General features: G+C 65.8%; 21 protein-coding genes and 1 pseudogene. 10 read left to right on the plus strand and 12 right to left on the minus strand.

The features are described from left to right. Positions 1-20 precede the first annotated feature (20 nt). Together WDM24_RS35735 and WDM24_RS35740 are read left to right on the plus strand one after the other, a co-directional pair. Complete coding sequence (locus WDM24_RS35735; protein ID WP_338829091.1) at positions 21-914, plus strand: LysR family transcriptional regulator; 894 nt, start codon at positions 21-23, stop codon at positions 912-914. 197 nt (positions 915-1,111) lie between these two features. Further along, positions 1,112-1,378, plus strand: coding sequence for a hypothetical protein (locus tag WDM24_RS35740; RefSeq protein WP_166298983.1), 267 nt, complete (start codon positions 1,112-1,114; stop codon positions 1,376-1,378). Between the two features lie 85 nt (positions 1,379-1,463). On the opposite strand, the gene WDM24_RS35745 is transcribed toward WDM24_RS35740, so the two are convergent. Beyond that, positions 1,464-1,784: a PilZ domain-containing protein gene (locus tag WDM24_RS35745; RefSeq protein ID WP_166298984.1), complete on the minus strand. Its 321-nt coding sequence runs from the start codon at positions 1,782-1,784 to the stop codon at positions 1,464-1,466. 307 nt (positions 1,785-2,091) lie between these two features. Here WDM24_RS35745 and WDM24_RS35750 point away from each other — a divergent pair, with 307 nt between their 5' ends. The 4 genes and pseudogenes from WDM24_RS35750 to WDM24_RS35765 all read left to right on the plus strand — a co-directional run bounded on the left by WDM24_RS35750 (position 2,092) and on the right by WDM24_RS35765 (position 7,237). Further along, entirely contained in the window at positions 2,092-3,609 is a 1,518-nt protein-coding gene (locus WDM24_RS35750; RefSeq protein WP_166298985.1) for an AMP-binding protein, read from the plus strand. A 93-nt stretch (positions 3,610-3,702) separates the two neighbouring features. After that, a complete protein-coding gene (locus WDM24_RS35755; RefSeq protein ID WP_338829092.1) occupies positions 3,703-5,058 on the plus strand; it encodes a DUF2252 family protein in 1,356 nt (451 codons plus the stop codon). Continuing rightward, positions 4,961-5,908, plus strand: a complete 948-nt coding sequence (locus tag WDM24_RS35760) for a S1C family serine protease (RefSeq protein WP_338832508.1) — start codon at positions 4,961-4,963, stop codon at positions 5,906-5,908. The genes WDM24_RS35755 and WDM24_RS35760 overlap by 98 nt, the downstream gene beginning before the upstream one ends. 224 nt (positions 5,909-6,132) lie before the next feature. After that, positions 6,133-7,237 (plus strand): annotated as a pseudogene (locus WDM24_RS35765) (phospholipase). Between the two features lie 213 nt (positions 7,238-7,450). Here WDM24_RS35765 and WDM24_RS35770 read toward each other — a convergent pair. Both WDM24_RS35770 and WDM24_RS35775 read right to left on the minus strand, forming a co-directional pair. After that, positions 7,451-8,350 carry an SDR family oxidoreductase gene (locus WDM24_RS35770; protein WP_338829093.1) on the minus strand — a complete coding sequence of 300 codons (900 nt, stop codon included), beginning with the start codon at positions 8,348-8,350 and terminating at the stop codon, positions 7,451-7,453. Positions 8,351-8,405: 55 nt separating this feature from the next. Further along, positions 8,406-9,146 carry an SDR family oxidoreductase gene (locus WDM24_RS35775; protein ID WP_338829094.1) on the minus strand — a complete coding sequence of 247 codons (741 nt, stop codon included), beginning with the start codon at positions 9,144-9,146 and terminating at the stop codon, positions 8,406-8,408. 121 nt (positions 9,147-9,267) lie between these two features. On the opposite strand from WDM24_RS35775, the gene WDM24_RS35780 reads away from it, so the two are divergent. Continuing rightward, positions 9,268-10,155, plus strand: coding sequence for a LysR family transcriptional regulator (locus WDM24_RS35780; RefSeq protein WP_338829095.1), 888 nt, complete (start codon positions 9,268-9,270; stop codon positions 10,153-10,155). Between the two features lie 18 nt (positions 10,156-10,173). Here the strand turns inward: WDM24_RS35780 and WDM24_RS35785 are convergent, their stop codons facing one another. Together WDM24_RS35785 and WDM24_RS35790 are read right to left on the minus strand one after the other, a co-directional pair. Continuing rightward, positions 10,174-10,827 carry a nucleotidyl transferase AbiEii/AbiGii toxin family protein gene (locus WDM24_RS35785; RefSeq protein ID WP_166298991.1) on the minus strand — a complete coding sequence of 218 codons (654 nt, stop codon included), beginning with the start codon at positions 10,825-10,827 and terminating at the stop codon, positions 10,174-10,176. Next, positions 10,814-11,128: a hypothetical protein gene (locus WDM24_RS35790; protein ID WP_338692135.1), complete on the minus strand. Its 315-nt coding sequence runs from the start codon at positions 11,126-11,128 to the stop codon at positions 10,814-10,816. Before WDM24_RS35790 ends, WDM24_RS35785 begins: the two co-directional genes overlap by 14 nt. A gap of 153 nt (positions 11,129-11,281) precedes the next feature. Between WDM24_RS35790 and WDM24_RS35795 the strand changes: the two genes are divergently transcribed. Further along, positions 11,282-11,488 (plus strand): hypothetical protein, encoded by a 207-nt coding sequence (locus WDM24_RS35795; protein WP_166298993.1) that lies wholly within the window; start codon positions 11,282-11,284, stop codon positions 11,486-11,488. 92 nt (positions 11,489-11,580) lie between these two features. Here WDM24_RS35795 and WDM24_RS35800 read toward each other — a convergent pair whose 3' ends face one another. The 6 genes from WDM24_RS35800 to WDM24_RS35825 form a co-directional block, all read right to left on the minus strand. After that, complete coding sequence (locus tag WDM24_RS35800) at positions 11,581-12,261, minus strand: DsbA family protein (RefSeq protein WP_338692136.1); 681 nt, start codon at positions 12,259-12,261, stop codon at positions 11,581-11,583. 36 nt (positions 12,262-12,297) lie between these two features. Continuing rightward, positions 12,298-13,077, minus strand: a complete 780-nt coding sequence (locus WDM24_RS35805) for a sulfite exporter TauE/SafE family protein (protein WP_166307445.1) — start codon at positions 13,075-13,077, stop codon at positions 12,298-12,300. 93 nt (positions 13,078-13,170) lie between these two features. Further along, positions 13,171-13,893, minus strand: a complete 723-nt coding sequence (locus WDM24_RS35810) for an LrgB family protein (protein ID WP_166298995.1) — start codon at positions 13,891-13,893, stop codon at positions 13,171-13,173. Next, positions 13,890-14,276 (minus strand): CidA/LrgA family protein, encoded by a 387-nt coding sequence (locus WDM24_RS35815; RefSeq protein ID WP_338692137.1) that lies wholly within the window; start codon positions 14,274-14,276, stop codon positions 13,890-13,892. Before WDM24_RS35815 ends, WDM24_RS35810 begins: the two co-directional genes overlap by 4 nt. 260 nt (positions 14,277-14,536) lie before the next feature. Then, the gene (locus WDM24_RS35820) at positions 14,537-14,983 is read right to left on the minus strand and encodes a PaaI family thioesterase (protein ID WP_338692138.1); all 447 of its coding nucleotides are present in this window, start codon (positions 14,981-14,983) and stop codon (positions 14,537-14,539) included. Between the two features lie 5 nt (positions 14,984-14,988). Beyond that, the gene (locus tag WDM24_RS35825) at positions 14,989-15,423 is read right to left on the minus strand and encodes a thioesterase family protein (RefSeq protein WP_338692139.1); all 435 of its coding nucleotides are present in this window, start codon (positions 15,421-15,423) and stop codon (positions 14,989-14,991) included. A 205-nt stretch (positions 15,424-15,628) separates the two neighbouring features. Here WDM24_RS35825 and WDM24_RS35830 point away from each other — a divergent pair, with 205 nt between their 5' ends. Next, a complete protein-coding gene (locus WDM24_RS35830) occupies positions 15,629-16,186 on the plus strand; it encodes a TetR/AcrR family transcriptional regulator (protein WP_338829096.1) in 558 nt (185 codons plus the stop codon). A 64-nt stretch (positions 16,187-16,250) separates the two neighbouring features. Here the strand turns inward: WDM24_RS35830 and WDM24_RS35835 are convergent, their stop codons facing one another. Beyond that, positions 16,251-16,742, minus strand: coding sequence for a hypothetical protein (locus tag WDM24_RS35835; protein ID WP_166210739.1), 492 nt, complete (start codon positions 16,740-16,742; stop codon positions 16,251-16,253). 181 nt (positions 16,743-16,923) lie between these two features. Between WDM24_RS35835 and WDM24_RS35840 the strand changes: the two genes are divergently transcribed. After that, positions 16,924-17,199 carry a PsiF family protein gene (locus WDM24_RS35840; protein ID WP_029077629.1) on the plus strand — a complete coding sequence of 92 codons (276 nt, stop codon included), beginning with the start codon at positions 16,924-16,926 and terminating at the stop codon, positions 17,197-17,199. Positions 17,200-17,247 lie beyond the last annotated feature (48 nt).

A 17,247-nucleotide genomic window follows, 5' to 3' on the forward strand; every position in this document is an offset into this window, starting at 1 on the left:
CTTATGAGCCGGATTCATCAATGCCGCGGCATGACGTCAACGACCTGATCGCCTTCCTCGCGGTCGCGCGCGACCGCAGCTTCACCCGCGCCGCGGCAAGGCTCGGCATATCGCAATCGGCGCTCAGCCACACCATGCGCGCGCTGGAGGAACGGCTCGGCGTGCGGCTTCTGACCCGCACCACGCGCAGCGTCGCGCCGACCGAGGCCGGAGAGCGGCTGCTGCAGGGTGTCGGTCCGCGCTTCGAGGAGATCGAGGCCGAACTCGCCGCGCTCAACGCACTGCGCGAGAAACCGGCCGGCACCATCCGCATCAACGCCGGCGAGCACGCGGCCGAGACGATCCTGTGGCCGGCGCTGGAAAAGTTTCTGCCGCGCTATCCCGACATCAAGGTGGAGCTGACCGTCGACAACGGGCTCGCCAACATCGTCGCCGAGCGTTTTGACGCCGGCGTCCGCCTCGGCGAACAGCTGGCCAAGGACATGATCGCGGTGCGGATCGCGCCGGACTTCCGCATGGTCGTGGTCGGTGCGCCCACTTACTTCAAGCGGCGGGAGCGACCGAAGCGGCCGCAGGACCTGACCCAGCACGCCTGCATCAACATTCGCCTGCCGACCCATGGCGGCATCTATGCCTGGGAATTCGAGAAACGCGGACGCCCGATCAAGGTCCGCGTCGACGGACAATTGGTCTTCAACAGCACCGCACTGCGGATCAAGGCGGCGTTGGCCGGACTTGGGCTTGCCTATATCGCCGAGGATCAGGTGCAGGCGCAATTGGCCAAGGGTCAGCTGGTCCAGGTGCTCGACGACTGGTGCGCGCCATTTCCCGGCTATCACCTCTATTATCCGAGCCGCCGGCAATCCTCACCGGCCTTCGCGCTGCTGGTCGACGCGCTGCGCTATCGGGGTTGATCGTGAATTGCACCGCGCCGAGTGCGCTCGACACGGATAGTTTCTTCGCAGTTGACGCGGCTGCCGGGAACGCAACCAGCATGGCCGACGTTGTTGACACGCAATCTTGAGAGCCTGCTTGACGGCTTGGCGGATGTCTCGTCTCCGTCACAGCTCTATATACAGTGCAGCCTCACCGCCTGATCTCGGAGTAGCGCATGCTCAGGAACAAATTCGCCATCATCATCGCCGCCGGCCTCGTGCTCGCGCCGGCCCAGCTTCTCGCGCAGAGCGCGGGCGGCAGCCCGCTGCCGCCCAGGCCCGGCGACCGGGCCGCGCCGTCGGGCGGTGTCGGTGGGAGCGCGCTTCCGACCCAGACCGGCCAGCGCGTTGCACCGTCGTCCGGCAGCAGCGCCGGCAGTGCGGCACCGGCCGTTCCGGGAGGCTCGATGGGCACGACCGGCAACGCATCAACGGGACGCTGAGGCGCGCTTGCGCGAGCCGCCGAGGTCGCGGCGATACGATCGGCGATTTGCTTCGCTGAGCCGGTCGAATACTGATCGATGAATGCTAGATAACGCCGGCCGGCTCCGCAGCCGGTTCGGCCAGCTCAGGCTCCGCCGTTACGAATTTGAGCCCGTAGGTCTTGCCGCGTCGCCACACCACCTCGCATGGATAGCGCTTGGCGTGATCGGCGAGCAATGTCAGCGCGAGGCGGTCCTTCACCTCGAACTCGACCTCGGTCGTGATCTTGGCGCCGCCGGGCGAGATGTCGACCACGGCGCAGGCGCTTTCGGTCGCGCCGTCATCGACCGTGATCCAGGCCGCACGGTTGTTGAGTTGGCGCCGCGGCTCGCGACTGACCTTGATCCGTGCTCCATTGCTCGCCATCGTCGTCGTCCTCGAAGACATTGGGGACCGCGCGCGTCGATCGACGCGCCCGGCACGCAACCGCACGGGCCACCATGCCGTCCCCCCGTAAAGTCCGGCTTAGCGCGATCGCTTGAACTTTACCGGAATCTTGACGTGGCTTTTAGGCAACCGGGATTCTGCAATTCCCTCAGCATGATACCGGCCGTATCGGCGACCGTCGGCTTGACACGACGACCGCATAGTTGGTCAAGTGGCGGCCGTGGCTTTGGCCACATCCCTGCAACAAGAGCGCTTCAAGCCGCCCCCCTTTCTGACGGAAACACCCATGCTGATCCCCTTAGCCGACGTGCCGCGCTGGTATGCCGAACGCAAACCTGCAGATGCGATCGCCGTCAGTCACGGCGCTGAAGCGCTGACCTGGCGCGAGCTCGAGCGCCGCGCCAATGCGCGGGCGCGGGCGTTCGCCGCCAAGGGCGTCAAGCCCGGCGACTTCGTCGCGATCGGGCTGCCCAACAGCAACGCATTCTTCGAGACCTCTTTTGCGGTGTGGAAATGCGGCGCGACGCCGACCTCGCTGTCATGGCGGCTGCCGCGCGGCGAGGCGGCCGCGGTGCTCGAGATCCTGAAACCGTCATTGGTGGTCGGCGGCGAGGCCGACTGGAATGCGCCGAATTCGCTGCCGGTGAATTTCGTGCCGGAGGGATTTTCCGGGGAACCACTCGATGCGCCGGTTGCGCGCTACTGGAAAGCGATGACGAGCGGCGGCTCGACCGGACGGCCGAAGGTGATCCTCGATCACAACCCCGCCGTGATCGACACCACGACGCCACCGCTGCTCGGGATTCCGTTTGAGGCGTCGCTGCTCAATCCGGGGCCGCTCTATCACAACGCGCCGTTCATCCTGTCGCATTCCGCGCTGTTCGGCGGCGGGCGGCTGACCGGCATGGTGAAGTTCGACGCCGAGGAGACGCTGCGGCTGATCGAGCGCGAGCGCGTGCAATGGGTCAACTTCGTGCCGACCATGATGCACCGGATCTGGGCGCTGCCCGAGGAGGTACGCAAGCGCTACGACGTCTCCAGCCTGCAGATCGTGTTTCACATGGCAGCGCCGATGCCGCCCTGGCTGAAGGAGAAGTGGATCGAGTGGCTCGGCCCGGAGCGGGTCTGGGAGCTCTATGGCGGCACCGAGCGGCAGGGCGCCTGCGTGATCTCCGGCGTCGAGTGGATGGCGCACAAGGGTTCGGTCGGCAAGATCGGCGAGACCGCGAAGCTCCGCATCATCGGCGAGGACGGCAATGACGTCGCGCCCGGCGAGACCGGCGAAATCTACTTCCTGCCCAATGACGGCGCCGGCTCGACCTATCACTATCTCGGTGCGGCGCCGAAGCGGCGGCCGGACGGCTGGGAATCGCTCGGCGATATCGGCCGGCTCGACGAAGAGGGCTATCTTTATCTCGGCGACCGGCTCGCGGACATGGTGCTGCGCGGCGGCGCCAACATCTATCCGGCCGAGGTCGAGGCCGCGGTCAGCGAACATCCCGAGGTGCGCTCCTGCGTCGTGGTCGGTCTGCCCGATCCGGAATTCGGCCAGCGCGTGCATGCGATCCTCGAACTCGCCGACAGCGCCGACGCGCAGCAGATCGCCGACGGCATGGCCGATTTCCTCAAGGACCGGCTCAGCCGCTACAAGCATCCGGAGAGTTTTGAGCGCGTCGGCACTGCGCCGCGCGACGATTCCGGCAAGGTCCGCCGCACCATGCTGCGCGACGAGCGCGCCGCCTGGATCAAGGAGAACCGCGCCTTCCGCATCATGCCGGCGCGCGCATCGGCGAAAACGGAGTAGACGCCGGTTCTCGACACCAGAGATATATCGCAGAAATACATTCTGAGGTAGAATGAGGATCGGCAGGCGCCGCTAACCGTGGCAGGTAGTCCCATGTCGTTTCGCAGCGACAACAAGGCGTTCGAGGCCTGGCTCGCCGGACAGTGCGACGTCGTCAGATCCGACATCGCCTACAAGCACGACCGGATGCGCAAGAGCGCGTTCATCTTCCTGCGTGCGACCTATTTCCGCTGGGCGCGCAAGATCGGCGACTGGTGCCCGGAGCTGATGGATGGGCCCGCGGTGCTCTCGGTCGGCGATCTGCATCTGGAGAATTTCGGCACCTGGCGCGATGCCGACGGACGGCTGGTGTGGGGCGTCAACGATTTCGACGAGGCCGCCGTGATGCCCTATGTGCTCGACCTGGTGCGGCTTGCGACCAGCATCCGGCTCGCGCCGCGCCCGGCGATCAGCGCAAGTGAGGCGGCTGCCGCGCTGCTCGACGGCTACCGCGAAGGGCTCGACGATCCGCAACCAGCGCTGTTGTTCGAAGGCCAGACCTGGCTCAGGCCCTACGCCGAACCGGATGAGGCGAAGGTGAAGAAATTCTGGAAAGACGTCGCAGATTATCCGACCGCAGCGCCGCCGCCGAAGATCGCTGCAGCGCTGCGCGCGAGCCTGCCGCGCGATGTCGCGCGCAACAGCATCCGGCTGTGCCGCATCCTGCGCAAGGGCGGCGGCGGCCTCGGACGGCCGCGCTATGCGGCGATTGCCTATTGGCGCGGCGGCCAGATCGTTCGCGAGGCGAAGGCGCTGGTGCCGTCGGCATGGAGCTGGGCGCATGGCAGCCGCGCCCGCAGCGCGCCTCACTTCATGGCACTGGCAACCGGACGGTACCGGGCGCCGGATCCGTTCCTGCATCCTCGTCACGGCTTCATCCTGCGCCGCATCGCCGCCGATTCCCGCAAGATCGAGCTCGGCGAGGATGCCGGACGGAAGCTGCAACGCAAGCTGATCAAGGCGATGGCCTATGATCTGCATCGATCCATGCAGGCGGCACATCCCGGGTCAGCCGGTTGCAGGAAGACCTCAAGCGGCGGCAGCGAAAACAGCGCAACTGGCTCGATGCCGCCGCCGAAATCGCCGAGGCCAAGGTGCAACGCGATTTCCGGGAGTGGCGCGGCTGAGCCGATGCTGAACGCGCGGGCAGCCGCGTGCCCGATCTGGCGTCTCGATCATCCGCCAATTGACTGTTATAAATCACGGAAGCGGACGACAGTCCGGACCGTGATCTTTTCGCCTCGCACGGCGTTATCGACGACGCATTTGCGACCCTGCGGAGACCTCCATGCCCTCCACCACCGAATGGAAAGTGCCACCGGCCTTTCAGCCTCGCCCCGAAGATTACCGCTTCGATCTCGATCGCGCGCTGATGAGTGTGGTCGGCCTGCATTCGATCATTCCGCCTGACGCCTTCAGCGCCGAGACGCTCGGCACCGAGCGCGCCGGCAACGGCGTGCTGATCGACGACGGGCTGGTGCTGACGATCGGTTACCTGATCACCGAGGCCGCAACGGTGTGGCTGCATCTCGGCGACGGCCGGGTCGTTGAGGGCCACGCGCTCGGTTTCGATTTCGAATCCGGCTTCGGTCTGGTGCAGGCGCTCGGCCGGCTCGATCTCGCTCCGCTGCCGATCGGCCGGTCCGCGGCAACGCGGGTCGGCGACAGTGTCGTGGTCGGCGGCGCCGGCGGCCGCACCCGCTCGGTCGCGAGCCAGATCGCGGCGAAGCAGGAATTCGCGGGCTATTGGGAGTACCTGCTTGACGAGGCGCTCTTCACCTACCCGTCGCATCCGAACTGGGGCGGCACCGGACTGATCAACAACTCCGGCGAGCTGATCGGCATCGGCTCGCTGCAGCTCGAACGCGAGCGCTCGGGCCGCGCCGAGCATGTCAACATGATCGTGCCGATCGACCTGCTCAATCCGGTGCTCGACGATTTGCGCAAGTTCGGCCGCGTCAACAAGCCGGCACGGCCGTGGCTCGGCATGTACACGACCGAGATCGACAACCGCCTGGTGGTGGTCGGCATCGCCAGCAAGGGTCCGGCGGCGCGCGCCGAGCTAAAGACCGGCGACGTCATCATCGCGGTCGACGGCGAGAACGTGACGAGCCAGACCGCGTTCTATCGCAAGCTCTGGTCGCTCGGCACGGCCGGCGTCGACGTGCCGCTGACCGTCTACCACGAAGGCGTCACCTTCGACGTGACGCTGACCTCGATCGACCGCATGAAGCTGTTGAAGGCGCCACGGCTGCACTAGAGCAATGAGGCCTGCATCATTATCACCGCGGGCTCGATCCACCTCTCCCGCTTGCGGGGGAGGTCACATCGCATCGAGGATGCGATGTGGGTGGGGGCTCTATCCACTCAAAGGCTCTCGCCCGCGGCGATACCCCCACCCCAACCCTCCCCCGCAGGCGGGAGAGGGGCGCAGCTCCCGCGCGGCGACGGAATCTGATCTAGCAACCAAGAAGGACATCGGCGATGAGCGAGGCCGTGGTTGATAACATCGTGGCCGTGCTGCCGCCGCTGTTGCAGACGCTGGAATCGCTGTCCTTTGTCGCGCGCAATCTCAACCCGCCGGACTTCGATCGCGTGATGCAGATCGCGGGCGAGCCCGATGAGACCTTGCAGGCGGTGCGGCCGCTTCTCGCCGGATGGCCGGAGAAATTCGACCACATCAAGACCGCGCTTGAAGCTGCGATCGATGCGGCGCTCGCCGGCTATGCGGGCCTGCGCGCGGTGCAGTACGGCGAAGGCGATCTGGTCAGCGTGTTCCGCGCGCTGCGCTATCTGCCGCGGGCGCAGGAGGCGCTCTATCCCTTGACCGAGTTGCCGCCGGTAAGCCACTTCTTCCTCGCGCCCGACTTGCGCGAGGATGCCGGGCTGCAGGCCAGGCTCGCGGCCACGCCAAACGATAACACCGGCATTTTCCATGAGCGCAACGAACCGGGCAGCCGCGGCGGCTTCTCGATGTATGTGCCGGAATATTACACGCCTGATCGCGCCTGGCCGCTGGTGATGGCGCTGCATGGCGGCAGCGGCAACGGCCGCGGCTTCCTGTGGAGCTGGCTGCGCGACGCGCGCAGCCGCGGCGCCATCCTGGTGGCGCCGACCGCGACCGGCCAGACCTGGGCGCTGATGGGCGACGACACCGACACGCCGAACCTCAACCGCATCATCGACCAGGTGCGCGAACGCTGGCGCATCGACGAGACGCGCATGCTGCTGACCGGCATGAGCGACGGCGGCACCTTCAGCTATGTCAGCGGGCTCGACGGCGCGTCGCGCTTCACGCATCTTGCGCCGGTTGCGGCGACCTTCCATCCGCTGATGGCTGAGATGGCCGATGCGGATCGGTTGCGCGGCTTGCCGATCTTCATCACCCATGGCCGGCTTGACTGGATGTTCCCGGTGCAGACCGCGCGGCAGACCCAGGGATATGTCGGCCGCCGGCGCCAAGGTCGTCTATCGCGAGATCGACGATCTCAGCCACACCTATCCGCGCGAGATCAATGCGGAGATCTTTCGCTGGCTGAACGGCGAGCGCGCCGACGGCGCGTCAGGGTCTCTCTCCCCGTCACCCTGAGGAGCGCGAAGCGCGTCTCGAAGGGTCGACGGCCCGGCCGCGGCGACGTGGCTGCATCGGGGCCGCACACCCTTCGAGGCTCGCCCAGCGGCGCAAGTGCGCCGCAAGGCTCGCGCCTCCAGCGACAAAGGCGAAGCCTTTGCGCGGGGATGACGGTGATGGATGACGCGCGTGGCACTATCCTCGTCGCTGCCGTGGATCGAAAGGCGCGAGCTACTTGTTCACCCGCGGCTTGAGCAGGTCGGAGAAGCCGACCCGGTGCAGCATCTCGTTGCGGACGCGGTCGATCACACCGAAGGCGACCTCGGCACCGTCCTGGGTCGGATCGATGTGGACGCGGAACGGCCGCTTGCCGAACGGTGTGTCGACGACCTCGACGATCGCGTCCGCGACGGACGACGCGTCGGCATCCTCGGGCACGATCGCCGAAAACGCCTTCATGATCTCCTCGCCGAAGCCGGCATAGGGACCCGCTTCGTATTCGGCCACACGCGCCTGATCGGCGGGACGGCCGGAATGCGCGAAGTGGTTGGTGCCGCCGGTGAAGGCGCCGGGCACGATGATCGAGGTCTCGATACCCCAGCGCGACAGCTCACGGGCATAGATCACGGCCATCGCATCCATACCGGCCTTGGCCGCGAAGTACGGCGCCAGATAGGGCGGCGTGCCGCCGGCCGAGCTGCTGCTCGACACCCAGACCACAACTCCCCTGCCCTGCTTGCGCAACTGCGGCAGCGCCGCGCGGTTGACGCGCTGGGTCGAGAGCACGTTGACGTCGTAGAGCTCGGCGAGCTGCTCGGGCGTGAACGCCTCCGCCGGGCCGAACACCATGTGACCGGCATTGTGGATGACGACGTCGAGACGACCTTCCTCGGCGACGATTTGCGCGATCGCCGCATCAACCGAGGCTTGCGAGCCGACATCGAGCTCGAGCGCGCGCAGATCAACATTGTTGTCCCTGGCGAACTCCTCGATATCGGCGACCGCGGCGGCGTTGCGGCCGGTGGTGTGGCGCATCGAGGCGTAGACAATGTGGCCGGCCCTGGCGAGCGCGTTGGCGGTGAGGCGGCCGAAGCCGCTTGAGGCGCCGGTGATGACGATGACTTGTTTCATGACAAATATCCTTGTGAAGTCGATTGAGTGCGCGTTGGGTGAAGGTGTGCGAGCGTCAGACCAGGCCGCCATTGGCGCGCAGGGTCTGGCCGTTGATCCAGGAGCCGTCGGGACCGACCAGGAACGACACGGCGTTGGCGACGTCGTCGGGCGTACCGAGCCGCTCCAGCGGGACCATCTTGGCGAAGCGGTCGATCAGTTCGTCCGACTTGCCGTGCAGGAACAGGTCGGTCGCGGTCGGGCCGGGCGCGACTGCATTCACGGTGATGCCGCGGCCGCGCAATTCCTTGGACAGGATCGCGGTCAGTGACTCGATCGCCGCCTTGGTCGCGACATAGATGCCGTAGGTCTCGAGCCTGGTGCCGACGACGCTGGTCGAGAAGTTGACGATGCGCCCGCCGGCGCGCAGCCGGCGCGCCGCCTCGCGCATGGTGTTGAAGCTGCCCTTCAGATTGACCGCGACCTGCTGGTCGAACGCCGCATCGTCGCTGTCGGCGATCCTGCCGAGCTTCATGATGCCGGCATTGTTGACCAGCACGTCGACGCCGCCGAACGCCGCTTCCGCCGCGTCGAACATGCCGCGGACGGCATTGGCATCGCTGACATCGGCCTTGGCCGTCAGCGCCCGGCCGCCGGCGGCTTCGATCCTGTCGGCCACCGCCTGGGCGGGCTTGGCGTCGCCGGAGTAGTTGATGACGACGATGAAGCCGTCCCTGGCGAGGCGTTCGGCAACCGCAGCGCCGATCCCGCGCGAGGCACCCGTCACCAGAGCTACCTTGTTGGTTTGGTTGGTCATTTTCAGTCTCCCATTAGGTTGTGCGGCCGGGCCGCGTTCGATGGGAGGACGCTACGTCTTGGCACTCACCGGATAATCATGCATCTTCCGGCATCACTATTTGCAAATTTCGGACAATAACATGGACCGCTTCGACGCCATGCGCGTGTTCACCCGGGTGGTGGAGCGGCGCAGCTTTTCGCTGGCCGCCGACGATCTCGGGCTACCGCGCTCGACGGTGACGGACGCGGTGAAGGGGCTGGAGGCGCGGCTCGGCGTCCGCCTGCTCGAACGCACCACGCGCACGGTGCGCCCGACGCTCGATGGCGAGGCGCATTACCGCCGCTGCCTGTCGCTGATCTCGGACCTCGAGGATGCCGAGGGCGCGTTCGGCGGCGCGCGGCCGAAGGGGCTGCTGCGGCTCGAAGTGCAGGGCACGCTGGCGCGGCACTTCCTGCTGCCGAACCTGCCGGGCTTCCTCGCCGAATATCCCGATATCGAAATCAACATGAGCGAGAGCGACCGCTGGGTCGATCTGATCCGCGAGGGCGTCGACTGCGTGCTGCGCTTCGGCCAATTGCCCGACAGCGACATGATCGCGCGGCAGGTGACGATGCTGGAGCGGCTGACCTGCGCCACGCCGGATTACTTCGCGCGCTTCGGCGTGCCGACCGATCCGTTCGCACTCGACGGCCATCGCATGATCGGCATCCGCTCGCTGACGACGGGACGCGTGCGGCCGATGGAGTTTCTGATCGACGGCGCGCTCAAGCAATTTCCGCTGGCCGCGTCGATGTCGGTGACCGGGCCCGAAAGTTATCTCGCGAGCGCCAGGCTCGGCCTCGGCCTCGTGCAGGTGCCGCGCTTCCACGCCGAGACCGATCTCGCCAACGGCACGCTGGTGCCGGTGCTGCAGCAATGCCCGCCGCCCTCGGTGCCGGTATCCCTGCTCTATCCGCGCAACCGCCAGCTCTCGCCGCGGGTTCGCGTGTTCATCGATTATGTGATGCGGGTGTTCGCGCGGGGCTGATGGGGAGCCACACGCCGGTTAACAGAGCCCGGTCTTCAGATGGAGTTCGGGCAACTCGCCTACGCGATCTCGCGCGTTCGAAAGGATATTGCGGTCGGCAACGGTCAATGAGTTCAGATCTCCATCGCCAAAGAATCCGATTGCCCGCAACACCTGCGCGGGCTCGCCGTGAAACATCTTCTTGAACCCGCTCAAGGCTGTCGGCAACGAAGCGCCCGCGGACAACATTGCAGCAATATCCCGGTAATCCTTGGCCTCGGCGCGGTCCAGCGTCGCCTTGAGCTTGGTCGCCATCAGATCGTCGAGCGACGCGACGAGCAGCACGCCATCGGAGGTCTGAAGCGGGTCGTTGATTCGGCCGAGCTTTAGGCCGCCAAAGAACGAAACCTTGACCGGGCCTGAAGGCGTCTCGGCCAGCACGACCAACGTGTCCGGCGCATCCTGCAGGATCGCAGCGCCGGCGACGAACGCGAATTCGGCGCGAAGTCGTCCTTTGTCGAGGTGCTCGGTGCAGAAGAAATCGAAGTCGAGCGATTCACGATGACCAAGCTGGAGTGCAACGGCCGTCCCCCCATACAGAACGAACTTCATTCGTTGCGCCGAAGTGAGGTCCGGCCATATCTCGCGTTGCGCGGCCGGAAGGATATCAAGTCGCGGCTCAAACTGCGGCATGGAATCCCCTGCGGGGAGCCCTGTCCGGAATTGCCGAGCGGGTGGCAAATGTCAGCCGGCCCCGCCAGAATTCCCACGAACGATCATTGATCCAGCCCGGCTCGGCGTGGCGCATGATCTCGACGAGACGGGCCTGGCCGACTGCCTCCTCAAGCAAAAGAATGTCGTCGTATGTTCCGAGATTCATCGTCTGGGCGATGACGCGTTCTTCGGAAAATGGCCGTCCGTCCACCGGCCTCCACCACAAATATTTGCGGCGAAATTGCTCCAACAGATCGCTCGGTAAGCCTGTTGCCGTCATGGCCTATCATAGCTGATTCAGGCGCCATTTTCCACGCAGAACGGCCTTTGTGGCGTACCGCAACGGAGATGAGGTTGATGATCTGCCGCGCCGGCATCCGGAACCACACCGAGCCCCGCGGCGTTATCCCGCCGACACCGGAGGGATTAAGCGATGCGGACGTTTTTCGGCATGATTTTGGGTGCGCTGCTGCTGGTTTGCGGCGTCTATGTCTACGATTCGATGCGGACGTCGAGCGTGGCCAATGGTGATGTCGCGCGGGACACGCGCACCATCGTCAATTGGGACGTCGCGGCGCATGACTGGAACCTGTTGAAGGAGCGCGCCCGCGAGCAGTGGACCAAGGTCGCCGAGAAGTAACGGTCGGTTTCAAGCCGAGACAAAAGCAAATGGCCTCTCCGGCGCCGGAGAGGCCGTGATTGTTTCTAGCGAACGTCTTACCGGATGAGGCGTTACAAGTTCTTCTCGTTGTTGCGGCCCATATTGGCCTTGCGGGCGTCGGCGATCACCTGCTCGAACTGATCCATGCTGAGCACACCCGGCACACGATATTTGCCGACGATGAACGAGGGCGTGCCGTTGAAGCCGAACGCCAGCGCCTGCTCGTTGTTGCGCGCCAGGATCGCGTCGATCGCCTTGGCGTTGGCGTCGAGATCCTTCTTGAGCCGGTCCATGTCGAGGCCGGCGCCCGAGAGCAATTCGGCGATGCGCGGCTCGGTGATGCGCGAATTGACCGAGATCATCGCTTCATGCGCGGCCTCGAACTTGTCCTGGTATTTTGCCGCCAGCGCCATCCGCGACGCGACTTTGGAGACCGGCCCGAGGATCGGCCAGTCCTTCAGCACGAGGCGGACCTTGCCGTCGTCCTGCACCACCTGACGCAGCTCCGGCGCGAGCTTGCGGCAATACGGGCAGTTGTAGTCGAACCATTCGACGATGGTGATGTCGCCCTTGGGGTTGCCGATCACCGGGATTTCCGGATCGCGCAGCACCTGGGCCTCGGTCAGGACGTTATCGTCCTCGGCGCGCGCGCCGCCTGCGGCCAGCAGCGCGATGCCGGCACCGAGCAGGCCGAGCGCGCCGCGGCGGGTCGCGCCGGCGTTGGTCAGAAGCGATTTCGTCAGATGGTTCATGGCTAGCTTTCGCAAGGGCACTTCGCCCTTCTACGTTCAGGACACATTGATGTTACGCAGCAGCATATAGATCGCCACCACGATAATCACAGTCGCAAACACAATATTGAGCGCGCCGCGCCGTTCCGACAGGTGCCGGGCGCTGCGTGTGCCCATCAGGCCGCCTGCGACGCCGCCGGCGACGAATAGCCCCGCCAGCCCCCACGACACCAGCCCGGACCACGCATAGCTCAACGCCGTGGTCATGCCGAAGGCGGTAACGGCGACCAGCGAGGAACTGACCGCGTTCATGATCGGCATGCCGGTCGCCAGCATCAGGGCCGGCACGATCAGGAAGCCGCCGCCGATGCCGAAGAAGCCGGACATGGTTCCGGTCGCAAGCCCGAGGCCGATGATCGCGGGCATGTTGGACATCGACATCTTGACGTCGGTCACCCCGACCCGCGCGCGGGTCTTCAGCATCAGGCCCGCAATCGCCAGCATCACCAGCGAGAACAGCGCGAGCAGCTTCTGCCCCTCCAGCATCTTGCCGAGGATCGAGCCGCCGAAGGCCCCGCAAATGCCTGACAGCGCGAACACCAGCGCGCAGGACCAGATCACGGTGCCGCCGCGGGCGTGGTTGGAGAGGTTGATCGCGGCATTGGCCGCGACCGCGATCGCCGAGGTGCCGATTGCGACATGCGGCTCGGGCACGCCGACCAGATAGACCATCAGCGGCACGGCAAGGATCGACCCGCCGCCGCCGACCAGGCCCAGCGAAAAGCCGACCAGCATGCCCGATGCCAGCCCAAGCACGCTTTGAGTTGCGGAAAACACCAAGGGGAACAGACTCACGTTTGAGGCCGCGACCCTAGAAGGATTTGCTGCAGAACGCCATACCAACAGCACAAAACTGCCCTGCAGCCGGAGTCAGCGCACCAGATAGGTCACGGCGAGCGGCACCAGCAGCGAGGTGACCAGCGCGTTCAGGCTCATCGCGATCCCGGCAAACACGCCGGCAACCTCGTCGACCTGGAAGGCGCGTGCGGTGCCGATGCCATGGGCGGCGATGCCGGCGGCAAAGCCGCGGCCGCGGAAGTCGGTGATCCCGGTGAAGTTCATCAGCGGCGTGACGATGATCGCCCCCATGATGCCGGTGAGGATCACCGACACCGCCGTCAGCGACGGATCGGCATGCAGGGATTCGCTGATTCCCATCGCGACGCCGGCGGTCACCGATTTCGGCGCCAGCGACAGGATGATGTCGCGCGGCAGCCCGAACGCCTGCGCCAGCAGCACCACCGAGACGATCGCGGTGAGCGAGCCGACCGCGAGCGCAACCAGCATCGGCAGGATCGCAGCCGCGACCCGCCTGCGGTTCTCATAGAGCGGCACGGCCAGCGCGACCGTCGCAGGTCCGAGCAGGAAGTGCACGAACTGCGCGCCGGCAAAATAGGTGGTGTAGGAGGTTTTCGTCACGAGCAGGAATGCGCCGATGATCCACAGCGAATGCAGCACGGGATTGGCGAGCGGATGCCGCCTTGTCTTCAGCGACACCGCATCGGTTGCGGCATAGGTCAGCAGCGTCACTGTCAGCCAGAGCAGCGGCGACTGCGAGAGATAGACCCAGAGCGAGAACGGATTATCGCTCACGGCCTGTCCTCCTCGCGCGGAAGCAGACTGCTCGCCGCAACGAAGGTGGCGACCGTCGCCAGCAGCGTCACGATGACCGAAACCGCGAGGATCACCAGGATCGCGATGCCGTGCTCGGCGAGCAGATCCAGCTTCTGCACCACGCCGACGCCGGCCGGTATGAACAGCAGCGAAAGATTGGCCAGCATGGCGCGGCTCGCGCTCTCGACACCGTCATCGCCGAGCGGCCCGCGCGCCAGCGCCGGAAAGCGGTCGCGCGCCAAGAGCAGCAACAGCAGGAGCACCAGCCCGACCACCGGCCCCGGCACCGGTACGCCAAGCGCCCGCACGCCGACCTCGCCGACCAGCTGACAGAGCAGGATCAGGCTGAGGCTGGCGATCATGACAAGACGCTCACGTGAAGCATCCGCGTATCAGGTCGTTGTGGCGGGAGCTTGTCAATGCGACGATCTCGGGAGGATGCGCAGATGCTGGGCACGACGGCTTCACAGTCCCGTCATCCCCGCGCAACGGCTTCGCTGTTGTCGCTGGACGTGCGCGCTCTTGCGCGCTTCGAAGGATGCACGGCCACCCGGGCCGTCGATGCTTCGAGACGCCGCTACGCGGCTCCTCAGCATGACGGGGATAGATTGCTCGTCACAATCTATTGCGCGCGCCGCTGCAGCGCCATCAGCGTGCCGCTCATGGTCGCGATCAGCGTTTCGACGCCGTCCTGTACTGCATAGGCGCGGCCGTCGCAGACGGTCAGCGTCCGGCCGGGCTTGACCACGACGCCGCGGAACACGAACCGCTCGCCGCGCGCCGGTGCCAAGAGATTGGTCTTGAACTCCACGGTGAGGATGTCGGCGCCTTCAGCCATCAGCGTGAAGGCGGCGATCCCGCAGGCATTGTCGAGCCCCGCCGTGATGATGCCGGCATGCACAAAGCCGTTCTGCTGGCAGAACTCCGGCGCATAGGGCATTGCGAGAACGACCTCGCCGGGCTCGATGCGCGCGATCGAGATGCCGAGCGTCTGCATCGCGCGCTGGCGCGCGAATGTCGCGGTCGCGACCGCGCGATAGTCGGGATTCTTCGGTACGAAACGCGGCATGGCGGTCACGCGATCACAGGTTCTGACGGCACGAGGTGCGGCATCGCGGCGTAGCGGATCGCCGGCGCGAACGGCACCGACTTGCGCGCCGCGCGGTCGATATGCACGGCCGCGACCTCACAGGTCGCGGCGACCTCGCCGGTCTCCGCGTTGCGCATCTCATGCAGGAAGCGGATCGACTTGTCGCGGAATTCGACCAGCCGGCTCTTGACCTCGATGATATCGCCGGCGAGCAGCTCGCGCTTGTAGGAGATGGTCTGTTGCACGGCGGCCATGCCGCAGCCGGATTCGCGGAGATAGGTCGGCGTCAGCCCGATCCGCGCGAACATGTTCCAGTTCGCCTCGTCGAACTTGCCGACATACCACATCACGTTCATGTGGCCGATGTGGTCACAGTGCCACGGATAGACCGTGCCGCGGTAGGTCGCCTCGCCCTCCATCGTACGCCTCCTCGATTTGTGATACGGTAGCGTATCAGGGACAAAGCGGGCTAGCAATACGGTACCGTATCAAAGCATGATCCGGAAAAGTGCGAAGCGGTTTTCCCTCGCGACAAACGCAACGCGTTTGCGCGGAGATCATGCTCAAACAAGAGATTAGTGCGCGATGACGCTCCCATCGCACATGAGGGTGCGCGGAGATCACATGACTGAAAGCAAGGGCGACGTCTGGGTCGCGGCCGGCTTTGCCGAACTCGCCCATACCGGCATCGACGGCGTGCGGGTCGAGGTGCTGGCCAAGAATCTCGGCGTCACCAAAGGCGGCTTCTACCGCCGCTTCAGAGACCGCGCCGCGCTGCTCGAGGCCATGCTGACGCGCTGGCGCGACGGCCGCATCGCCGCGATCGAAAAGCAGACCGCGCTCGACGGTGCGAGCGCGCGCGAGCGGCTGAAGGCGATCATCACGCTCTATTCGGAGCGCATGAACACCGAGGCGATGGCGGTCGAGCTCGCGATCCGGCAATGGGCGCGCACCGACGAGGCCGCGGCCACTGCCGCCGCGAGCGTCGATGCCGCGCGGCTGAAGAATGTCGGCCAGCTCTATCGCGCCACCGGGCTGCCGGCCGAGGAGGCCGATGCGCAGGCCTTCCTGTTCTACTGCTTCATCTTCGGCCAGAGCCTGCTGTTTCTCGACCGCGGCCCGCGCAAGCGCGCGCAACTGCTGGCGCAGTCGGCGGACAAGCTGCTGGCGGAAGGCCAATAGAGCTCGCGCCCAAAGAAAAGCGGCCGGCTCGCGCCGGCCGCTCATCAAACTCGCTTCGGCTGACTCAGGCGCCCTTCAGGCGCTTGTTGCATTCGCTGTAATAGCCGCCGCCCTTCTGGATCCACTTCAGGCCGCCATTGCCACCCGTGGTCTTGTTGGCGTTGTACTGGTCGACGCAGGTATGCATGCGTCCCTTGCCTTCGGACTCCTTGGCATATTTGGGATCGATGGCGTTCGGAAACACGGCGGGCCCTGCCGGCAGCGCCGGGGCTGCGGCCGGAGCGGCTTCCTTCTTGGCCTCCTTCGGCGCGGCCGGAGGGGGCGCAGCTGCAGCAGGCGGCGGAGCGGCGGGCGCCGCGGCCGGGGTCGCGTCGGCGCCGCATTGAGCCTTGCGGAAATCATTCCACTTCTGGCCGGCGAGGGTGCCGGCTGTCTTGGCCGCCTGGTACTTGGCGCTGCATTCCTGCGCGGTCAGGGCCTGCGCCGGTGCGCTCGCCGCAAAGGCTGCAAAGCCCGACACCGCAATCACACACAACAATCTGGTTTGAATGGTCATCCCTGGTCTCCCTTTGGGGGGCATTGGCATAAGACCATTATCCTAGCGCAACCCGGACTTGCGACAACGCGCGGACGCGCCTCCCCCTCAAAATATTGTGGCGGCGGGACCGCCGCACGTTCATCCACGGTTCAGCATCGCCGCGCAACGTTTCGGCCTCCTTTCCTCACGAGGTGCCTTCATGACGAAGATTTCCACGTTCGCGACCGCAACCGCCCTTGCCTCCCTGCTGCTGATGGGCGGCGCCTTCGCGCAAACTGCTGCGCCTGCCGCCAAGGACGCCGCTCCGAAGGCGGACACCAAGGCGCCGAAGGAAGCCAAGCCGCGCACCGCCGAGTCGCTGGAATGCTCGAAGCAGGCCGACGCCAAGGGCCTGCATGGCAAGGAGCGCAAGAAATTCCGCTCCGAGTGCAAGAAGGCGGGCGGTGCTGCCGCTGCGCCCGCGGCGACGAAGTAACGCTGAGGCATCTTTGATGCCCTTCACCCTCCCCCGCGGGGGAGGGTG

This window comes from Bradyrhizobium sp. 27S5, assembly GCF_037217225.1.
In the GTDB taxonomy this organism is placed as follows: domain Bacteria; phylum Pseudomonadota; class Alphaproteobacteria; order Rhizobiales; family Xanthobacteraceae; genus Bradyrhizobium; species Bradyrhizobium septentrionale.